This is a genomic window from Gordonia sp. UBA7860 (assembly GCF_002500165.1).
In the GTDB taxonomy this organism is placed as follows: Bacteria; Actinomycetota; Actinomycetes; order Mycobacteriales; family Mycobacteriaceae; genus Gordonia; species Gordonia sputi.
Genome location: NZ_DLSO01000020.1, coordinates 1 through 8,011, shown reverse-complemented (window position 1 = coordinate 8,011; position 8,011 = coordinate 1). Strand labels below are relative to the sequence as shown.

Below are 8,011 nucleotides of genomic sequence, written 5' to 3'. Positions count from 1 at the left end.
TGGGCTGCGAGATCGACTGACGATCACAACAAGGAACTGGCTCTAGAACTGCCTGGACCGGTTATCGGGGACCTGCCATTTCGGCTGGCAGGATTGTCCGGTCTCACCTTGAGCGGCTTCGGCCACATCGTCGACCTCGCCGCCCGCGTCATCGGGCCGGAGTTGCTCGCCCTAGCGGTATTGGCTATCTGCAACCGCACTAAACGCTGACACGTTGGTTGCGTTGACTTCGTGGCGCCCCGGCGGCGTCTACTTGTCCGTGCAAATCGAATGCTTGTGGTGGGCTGAGTGTCTCACCGCGCATCCACTCGTAGATGACGGAACCGACACGGCCAACCTCATCGGTTGCGGTAGCCTCAGCGCGAGTGCGGGCGATGAAGTGGCCGTCGACGGATGGGTGTTCTCGGCGGTGACACCTCGAGATGCGAAGTGGTGCAACGCGCCGACGCGCGGGCTGAAACAGTTTCCTCTTGTGGTCGACATACTCGCCCGCACTCGGTGACCGGAAGAGTATTCCACGTAGACGCCAACATCATTTGTCGCGGCGTGGTTACCGAACTGGCCTGGAACGGCAAGAGATTCAATTCTCCTGGCGCAATGGCATCGCGGCAGAAATTGGCGACGATACAGGATTGTCTCCGAATACACTTATGTAGTCCGCTCGGAAGGGGTTTTTATCCATTACTGAGGTGGGCAACGCCCGTTCTGCGCCAGTTGCCGCTTGCAACTGTCTCGATATGAGGAACACAGCGTACGTGCCGATGGCGAAGGCGTAGCGCGTGTAGAGACGGCTGTCCATGATCACCCTCTCGCCCACGGTGTGCCCGAGATGTGATGCACGCTCCACAAACTCTGCGTCCGCAACGCCACGATTGTGCGCCCAGATGTTGCGGGTCTGATTTGCGCTCTTTAGGGCCGTGAGCAGGCCTTCTGGGATCTCCCCATCGCGCTGAAGCGGCCTCAACACCTTTTCAAATTTTATCGGTGCCTTTTCACGGCGAGTTTTTCGTATCAGCCGCGCATACTCAGATTCTGCATCCGATACCGCAGGGTCTGCGCGGAGCACGCCGATACAGTAGTCGTCAAACGATGCCTCAAATGCCCCCCACGTCGCGATAAGCAGAAGCCCATGCAGGACATGCTGCTGGTCAGACGTATGGCGCTGAGCGCGCTGGTTCACCCCGATCGAGCGTCCGAAGTTGTGGAGCTTGTTCGCTAGCTTGATGCCCTTAGTCGCGGAGTCGGCAAAGTCAACAGTTTCGCTAACGAAATCGGCGAATCCCAGCATCGCCATCGAAGCTGGATCGACGTTCGCGGTGGTATCAACCATGAGTCATTAGAGTAGCCCACTAAGTCCTGGGCCAATGAAATCCTCAGTCCTGCAGAACAGTAATCGCCGGCGACGACGTGCTGGTCAGCAATCGCGGGCACAGGGTTCGCGCGGTGGCGCATTGACCGACGTGTCATCGCGACGTCCGACGGTGACGGCTCGTGAGGTGTCAACCACGTACTGGGCGTTGCGGAAAGCGCTCGAGGACAGCAAAGATGGGCCCGGCGCCGCCAACTTCTACTACGGCGAAATGGAAATGCGGCGCCTAGCCGCAGCACGGTGGTCGGGAGAGCCCGCGTTGTTGGCAGCTTACTGGCTGACTTCCGGTTACGGGCTGCAGGTGTAGCGGGCGCTAGCGACATTGATGGTGGTGGTCGCAGTCGCAGGATTGTGCTTCACCGTTGATGCGTGGGCAGTCGCAACGACCACCGTCATCCCGACAAACGTGGATCTTCGAACTGGTGACATCATCTCGGCCGCACCACAACCCCACGGCTTGACCCTCCCTCGGGCGTGGCTGTTCTCCGCGCAGGGATCTGTCACACTCTCCGTCCCGCAGGACTGCCAAATGTCACTCTGAGCGGCTTAGGCCACATCGCCGACCTCGCCTTCCGCGTCGACGTCGTGTCGCCGCGACCGACGTCTACTTTGGTCCGTGCAAATCGAATGCTTCTGGTGGGGTAAGTATTTCACCGCATCCAGTCGTAGATGACGGAATCGACACGGCCGACCTCATCGGTTGCGCTGGCATCAGCGCGAGTGCTGACAATGAAGTAGCCGTCGACGGGTGTGGTGTTCTCAGCGGTGACACCTCGAGCCGCGAAGTGGCCCAACGCGCCGACGCGCGGGCTGGAAGCCCTTCCTTCGGGCAAGGAAACTGCCACATCGCGATGGAATCTGCGTATGACATAGCCTGGAAAACTGCGGCCACTGCGGGTGCTTACTGACACACTCCGATGGAACCTACAGAGTCTTCATCGCTACTTTCCGTCTTCAACTGAAGGTCGCGCAGACAGCTCGCCACGCTCGGGATCAAGAAGAGTCCTACCGCTGCCCCACATCCAGGCAAGGATGTCGAACACTCTGATCGCGCTGATGTCGTCACCAATCTCGGCGTCGTCGCGGATTTCGATCAGACGAGCATGGAGTCGACGGTCGTCGGCGGTCAGCGCAGCTCGGAGGTTTCGATAGAAGTTGTGCCGCCGGGGGTTGTGACCCACAGCTCGTTTCACGACCGAGTCGATGACGGGTAGCAGGTGAGGCCGCTTGCGCGCCAACAGCTTGCTGGTCTTTGTGGTGCCGACGCCGCGGTTATCGCGCAGCAATGTCCAGAGTTTCTCTGCAGTGCTTAGTAATTCGTCGTCGGCGTCGACGAGTTCGACATCAGTGGGCAGCAGACGCAACTGCTCACCGACGCTCGCTGCGTAGGACGAATCGTTATCGCCTGTGATCCGCAACGCCGCCTGACCGGGGATATCGACGCTGAGCAGGGTGACCGCAACCAAGTCGTCGCTAGTGAACTCGTCAGCGACTTCGGTGCGGTCTCCGCCACCCGCGAATCGCTCGAACCTTGATCCGGAGAACGCGGGCACACCGTTGACGGTGAAGTACTTGCGCAGCGCGTCGACGGCGGCTGTCTCACTTTCGATATTGAAGATGGGCGGCACAAGGAAGCCATCGATACTCATGAGAGGAATCTATCGACGTGCACTTTGCAGCACGTGCGAAAACGAAAGAATGATGTGAGCTTGTACGGAGCTTGACTGTGATCCGGATGGAGACGAGCTGGAACCTAAGTCGATTCGATCGAATTGAACACTGGGTCACATCGCAGTCCGGTCTGGCTGGAAGTGTTCCTGTTTACATGAGCGACGATTTGCGTGATTCCGGAGCGATGGTTGTCGATGAGCAGGTCGAACTTCGCCGACTTAGCGACGCGTTCTCTGCCGACCAGGTTGCGGCCGCCCGCAGGGTCACGGCCTCCACGATTGACTAACGCACTGGCGCTCGATCCCGTGCCGAAACGTTATGCTTTACCCGTAGCGGACGCGCGATCCGTATCATTAACCGGACAGGCTAACCACGAATGAACGCAGCGAGGCCCCCGTCGGCTGCGCAAGCCTCTTCTCGCCGCGCCGACGCCGAGCGCAACCGCGACAAGATCCTCGCCGCTGCCCGCTCGGCGTTCGAGGAATCCGGCAGCGACGTGTCCATGGCTGAAATCTCCCGCCGTGCCGGCGTGGGTATGGCGACCGTCTACCGCAACTTCGCCGACCGCCGCGCCCTGCTCGAAGCGCTCTACCAGGGCGAGGTCCAGGTCATCTGCGACGCAGGCGAGGACGCGGAGGGCGATACGCCTGCCGAAAGGCTCGAGTACTGGCTGCGGAGTTTCATGACGTTCGCGCTGAATAAGCGCCCATTCGCTGCGGACCTGCTGGCCCATGTCGACGGCGACGAGACAATGTTCGACACCAGTCGAGCGCGAGTAGTCGCTTCCGGCCGACCACTGCTCATCGCTGCGCAGCACGCGCAGGAAGTCCGCGGCGACCTGTCACTGGAACAGATTCTCGATTCCGTTGTCGCGATCGCGGCCATCCCCGGAGACGCGCGCTACCGTCGGCCGATTCTCGCGACCTTCCTGGACGGCCTTCGTATCCCGACGTAGCTCCTGCGGGTCACCGCCTCTTGCTAACCGGATAGGTTATCCGCTACCTTTAAGTGGAGTACCGCTCCGGTTAGCAAGTGTCTGGAAGCGGCGCCGTGAACGTAGAACTCAGGGAGAGCCGATGAGTGACAAGCAGATCGCAGTGGTAATCGGCGCAAACAAGGGGATCGGCCGCGAGATCGCCAAGCGGCTCGCCGACCTGGGCAACGCGGTGGTGGTCGGGGCGCGCAACCAAGAAGCCGGGGAACAGGTCGTCGCGGAGATCCGCGCTAGTGGCGGCGAGGCGGTCGCCGTCGCTCTCGACGTCACCGATTCCGCGTCGGCCGCGGCTGCTGCGAAAACGGTCGAGAGCCTGTTCGGGCGGGTCGACGCACTGGTCAACAATGCCGGTATCAGCCACCGGCCGGGTTCGGACTTCTCCGGTCAGCTACCTCGCTCGGCCAACGTCGACGACATCCGATTCGTGTTCGAGACCAACGTATTCGGCGTCATCAATGTGACGAGTGCCTTCCTGCCGCTGCTGCGGAAGTCGAAGGCCGCGCGCATCGTCAATGTGTCCAGCAGTGCAGGGTCGTTCACGATGATGACGGATCCGCAGACCTTCGAGTTGGCCCCGGTCGCGCTGGGTTACGTCCCGTCCAAGACGGCGCTGACCGCGATCACCCTGCAGTACGCCAGGGATCTCGCCGCCGACAACATCCTCGTCAACGCGGTGTGCCCCGGCTTCGTCGCCACCGACCTCAACGGACACAGGGGAGTCCTGACTCCCGCTGAAGGCGCCGTCTCCGCCGTGCGTATGGCGTCGATAACGGCGGACGGACCCACCGGTACGTTCACCGACGTCAACGGTCCGGTGGCATGGTAGGCGCCCGCACCGAGGGAGAAGCGTGATGCCGTCATTCGGGATTTTGACTGGGCCGCAACAGGTTAACTACTCCGACCTACTCCAGGTGTGGCAAGACGCCGACGGCATACCGGCGATCGAACACATGTGGTTGTTCGACCACCTCCTGCCGATCGGGGGACCGCTGGAGGGACCCATCTTCGAAGGGTGGACGCTGCTCTCGGCGCTGGCCGCGATCACCGAGAGGGTACGGGTCGGAATGCTGGTGACGAGCAACCGCTTCCGTCCGCCTGCGATGCTGGCGAAGATCGCAGCCACCGTCGACGTCGTGTCCGACGGTCGGCTGGACTTCGGCATCGGCGCGGGTTCCAATCTTCGGATTCCGATAGCTCGCCGTGAGTACGAGGCAAATGGGTTGCCGTACAACAGTTTCGGGCAGTCAGTGGATGCGCTCGCTGAGGCGTGTGAAGTGATCAAACGGCTCTGGACGGAGCACGATCCGTTCGACTTCACCGGCGAGCACGTCGTGTTGACCGGGGCGGTGGGTAATCCCAAGCCACTGCAGCGTCCGCACCCACCCCTGCTGATCGGTGGGCGATCGCGGGCAACACTGCGGGTGGTCGCTCAGCACGCGGACATCTGGAACATGCCGGGCGGCGACATCGCAGAGATGGTCGAGCGCAATGCGCTGCTCAATCGACTGTGCGACGAGGTCGGTCGCGACCCGGCGTCGATCGTGCGATCGGTTGCGTTGCCGACGTCCTACGAGCATCCCGCTCAGACGCGGGCCGCTATCGCTGAAGTCGTCGACGCGGGCTTCACGCACATTGTTCTCATCCTGCCCGCGCTCTTTCCGGCGCACGCAGCACTCTGGGTGGCGGACAACATCATCGGCTGAACGCAGTCTGCCGAATGCACTGCTAAGCATCCGGCGTGTCGAGAACTGGCCCGCTACCGCGGGAATAGTTCAGCGATCGATCGGTTTTACCTGACATGTCAGCTAATAACCTATCGGCTCGCCAACTCGACGTCTGGCAGCGCTTACAGACCGTGACCGAGACCCTGCGACGCGAGGTTGGTCGGGGACTCAAGGACGCGGGCCTCTCCGAGCAGGAATTCACCGTGTTGGCTCATCTCGTCGAGGCCGGCGGATCTGCGCGGCCGTCGGATTGCGCACGGGAGATGGGCTGGGACTCCAGCCGCCTTGCACACCAACTCGGTCGGATGGAGAAACGGGGCCTGCTCGAGCGCGGACCGGAGATCGATGGTGATGGTCGCGCGTCAACGATCTCGCTGACCGATGACGGTCGCCGCGCACATCGCAGGGCCGTCGGACCACACCTGCGGGCGGCGAAACAGTGGTTCGGTGATGCACTCACCGACGCGCAGCTGGCCGCACTCGGAGACGTCCTGACCGCACTGGAAACCAACGCGGCGCGAGTCGCCGCCAACACGCAAGGAGCACAAGCATGACCACTGCACTATACCCGGCCTGGGAACTAACGACACCGGACCTCCAGGGAAAGACAGTCGTTGTCATCGGCGGCTCCGGCGGCGTCGGGGAAGGTGTCGTTCGCACATTGCTCGACGATGGCGCGACGGTCATCGCAACCGGGCGTGATCGTGGACGACTCGACGACCTGCGCCGGAACGTCGTAGACGCGGAGACCGATCAGCGGCTGCACACCGAGTTCCTGGACGCATCAGCGCCCGATCTCGACGCGCAGATCGAAGCGCTCGCCACGACCTACGGAACATTCGACGGAGTCGTCGTCGCGGTCGCGTCCTGGGGGAATCAGGGACGCAGGCCCGCGCTGTCACTCAACGACGACGAGTGGCAACACCTGCTCGATGCCAATCTGACGACGGTCTTTCGGCTCTTCCGCGGCTTTCTGCCGCACACAGCACACACCGGAATGATCTTGCAACTCAATGGAATGAGTGCCGATATCCCCTTCCCCGGAGCAGCTGGTGTCGCATTGAGTGCGGCGGCGTCGAAGTCGCTGACGAGGACGATCGCCGCCGAACTGGACGGCCGTGGCCCGAGGTTCTATCAGGTGATCTTGGGCGTCGTACGGACGCGTGCGCGGCAGCGCGCCGGCGTCGACGATCCGACATGGCTCGACGGCGAGGAGGTCGGCGTGCATGTCGCGGCGTTGGTCGTCGGGACCAGCCCTCTCACCGACACCACGGTGCACTACCTCACGGACAAGCGTGTCGGACCGGAGACGCACTGATGGGCACGACGGATGCGCTTCACATCGTTACTCGCGGCGACCCCGGTTACGAAGATGTTCGGCACGTCTACTCGGCCACGGGTAGTCCAGCCCGTGTGCTTCTGCCGGTTGATGCAGAACAAACGGCTCGCGCATTGGAAATTGCTGTGGGGCAGAGAGATCCGTTCGCGATCCGCAGCGGCGGGCACGGGATCAGCAGCATCGCCACCAATGACGGAGGGACCGTCATCGATCTGCGGCACCTCAATCATGTGGAGCATGTGGGGGACGCGAGGGTGGCCGTCGGTGCCGGTGCGCGGTGGGGCGCGGTCGCTCGTAGTCTCTACGGCTGGGGGCTGGCCCTGACTTCCGGAGACTCAGGCGACGTCGGCGTTGGTGGATTGGCGACCACCGGCGGAATCGGACTGCTCGGACGAGCGCAGGGGCTGACCATCGACCGCATACGAGCGGCCGAGATGGTCACCGCCGACGGACGCATCATGCGGGTGTCGCACGACGAGCACCCCGACCTGTTCTGGGCGATCCGCGGCGCGGGTGCCAACGTCGGGATCGTCACCCGATTCGAGTTCGAGGCAGGCACCACGCCCACGGTGGCGCGGGCGGCGCTGGCATACGACATCTCCGACGCGGCAACGTTTCTCGCCGATTGGGGACGTGAGGTCGAGACCGCTCCTCGCGAAATCTCGGCGTTCCTGTACATCGGTGCCGGTGCGCGACCATTCGCGCAAGCGACGGTCGTCTACGCCGGCGACGACGCGGCGGCGGCGACCCGCGCACTCACACCGTTTACGGAGCTGCCCGACATCGTCGGCGCACGAGCCGAATTGGTTCCCTACCCGGCCGTCCTGCTCACCTCCGGCGCGCCGCATGTCGGCCAGCAACCCGCTGTCATGCACACGGCACTCGTCGAACATCTCGACGATGATCTCGCCGCC

Annotated in this window: 11 protein-coding genes; 8 read left to right on the top strand and 3 right to left on the bottom strand. The window is 62.7% G+C overall.

Going from position 1 to position 8,011, the window contains the following annotated elements:
• On the top strand, positions 1 to 210 hold a 210-nt coding region (locus B3T59_RS02790), incomplete at its 5' end, for a hypothetical protein (RefSeq protein WP_287001446.1).
• A 370-nt stretch (positions 211 to 580) separates the two neighbouring features.
• On the opposite strand, the gene B3T59_RS02785 is transcribed toward B3T59_RS02790, so the two are convergent.
• On the bottom strand, positions 581 to 1,330 hold the full coding sequence (locus B3T59_RS02785) for a hypothetical protein (protein ID WP_005202298.1): 750 nt from the start codon (positions 1,328 to 1,330) through the stop codon (positions 581 to 583).
• Between the two features lie 121 nt (positions 1,331 to 1,451).
• Here B3T59_RS02785 and B3T59_RS02780 point away from each other — a divergent pair, with 121 nt between their 5' ends.
• Positions 1,452 to 1,676, top strand: a complete 225-nt coding sequence (locus tag B3T59_RS02780) for a hypothetical protein (protein ID WP_141630776.1) — start codon at positions 1,452 to 1,454, stop codon at positions 1,674 to 1,676.
• Positions 1,677 to 2,019: 343 nt separating this feature from the next.
• Here B3T59_RS02780 and B3T59_RS02775 read toward each other — a convergent pair whose 3' ends face one another.
• Both B3T59_RS02775 and B3T59_RS02770 read right to left on the bottom strand, forming a co-directional pair.
• Positions 2,020 to 2,214, bottom strand: coding sequence for a hypothetical protein (locus tag B3T59_RS02775; RefSeq protein WP_141630777.1), 195 nt, complete (start codon positions 2,212 to 2,214; stop codon positions 2,020 to 2,022).
• A gap of 96 nt (positions 2,215 to 2,310) precedes the next feature.
• On the bottom strand, positions 2,311 to 3,018 hold the full coding sequence (locus tag B3T59_RS02770; RefSeq protein WP_064905010.1) for a DUF6308 family protein: 708 nt from the start codon (positions 3,016 to 3,018) through the stop codon (positions 2,311 to 2,313).
• 398 nt (positions 3,019 to 3,416) lie between these two features.
• Between B3T59_RS02770 and B3T59_RS02765 the strand changes: the two genes are divergently transcribed.
• From B3T59_RS02765 to B3T59_RS02740, 6 genes are all read left to right on the top strand, one after another.
• Positions 3,417 to 3,995, top strand: coding sequence for a TetR/AcrR family transcriptional regulator (locus B3T59_RS02765; protein WP_005203447.1), 579 nt, complete (start codon positions 3,417 to 3,419; stop codon positions 3,993 to 3,995).
• 121 nt (positions 3,996 to 4,116) lie between these two features.
• On the top strand, positions 4,117 to 4,860 hold the full coding sequence (locus B3T59_RS02760) for an SDR family NAD(P)-dependent oxidoreductase (protein WP_005203445.1): 744 nt from the start codon (positions 4,117 to 4,119) through the stop codon (positions 4,858 to 4,860).
• A gap of 25 nt (positions 4,861 to 4,885) precedes the next feature.
• Positions 4,886 to 5,737, top strand: a complete 852-nt coding sequence (locus B3T59_RS02755) for an LLM class flavin-dependent oxidoreductase (protein WP_005203443.1) — start codon at positions 4,886 to 4,888, stop codon at positions 5,735 to 5,737.
• A gap of 95 nt (positions 5,738 to 5,832) precedes the next feature.
• Entirely contained in the window at positions 5,833 to 6,312 is a 480-nt protein-coding gene (locus B3T59_RS02750) for a MarR family winged helix-turn-helix transcriptional regulator (protein WP_005203441.1), read from the top strand.
• Positions 6,309 to 7,076, top strand: a complete 768-nt coding sequence (locus B3T59_RS02745; RefSeq protein WP_287001445.1) for an SDR family NAD(P)-dependent oxidoreductase — start codon at positions 6,309 to 6,311, stop codon at positions 7,074 to 7,076. Before B3T59_RS02750 ends, B3T59_RS02745 begins: the two co-directional genes overlap by 4 nt.
• Positions 7,076 to 8,011 (top strand): FAD-binding oxidoreductase (locus tag B3T59_RS02740; protein WP_287001444.1); only part of this gene is annotated, 936 nt, incomplete at its 3' end. The genes B3T59_RS02745 and B3T59_RS02740, both read left to right, overlap by 1 nt.

Bases quoted from the DNA above. Each gene is read 5' to 3' on its own strand.
- B3T59_RS02770 (WP_064905010.1), bottom strand. From the start codon at position 3,018: ATGAGTATCGATGGCTTCCTTGTGCCGCCCATCTTCAATATCGAAAGT.
- B3T59_RS02785 (WP_005202298.1), bottom strand. From the start codon at position 1,330: ATGGTTGATACCACCGCGAACGTCGATCCAGCTTCGATGGCGATGCTG.
- B3T59_RS02760 (WP_005203445.1), top strand. From the start codon at position 4,117: ATGAGTGACAAGCAGATCGCAGTGGTAATCGGCGCAAACAAGGGGATC.
- B3T59_RS02765 (WP_005203447.1), top strand. From the start codon at position 3,417: ATGAACGCAGCGAGGCCCCCGTCGGCTGCGCAAGCCTCTTCTCGCCGC.
- B3T59_RS02755 (WP_005203443.1), top strand. From the start codon at position 4,886: ATGCCGTCATTCGGGATTTTGACTGGGCCGCAACAGGTTAACTACTCC.
- B3T59_RS02745 (WP_287001445.1), top strand. From the start codon at position 6,309: ATGACCACTGCACTATACCCGGCCTGGGAACTAACGACACCGGACCTC.
- B3T59_RS02750 (WP_005203441.1), top strand. From the start codon at position 5,833: ATGTCAGCTAATAACCTATCGGCTCGCCAACTCGACGTCTGGCAGCGC.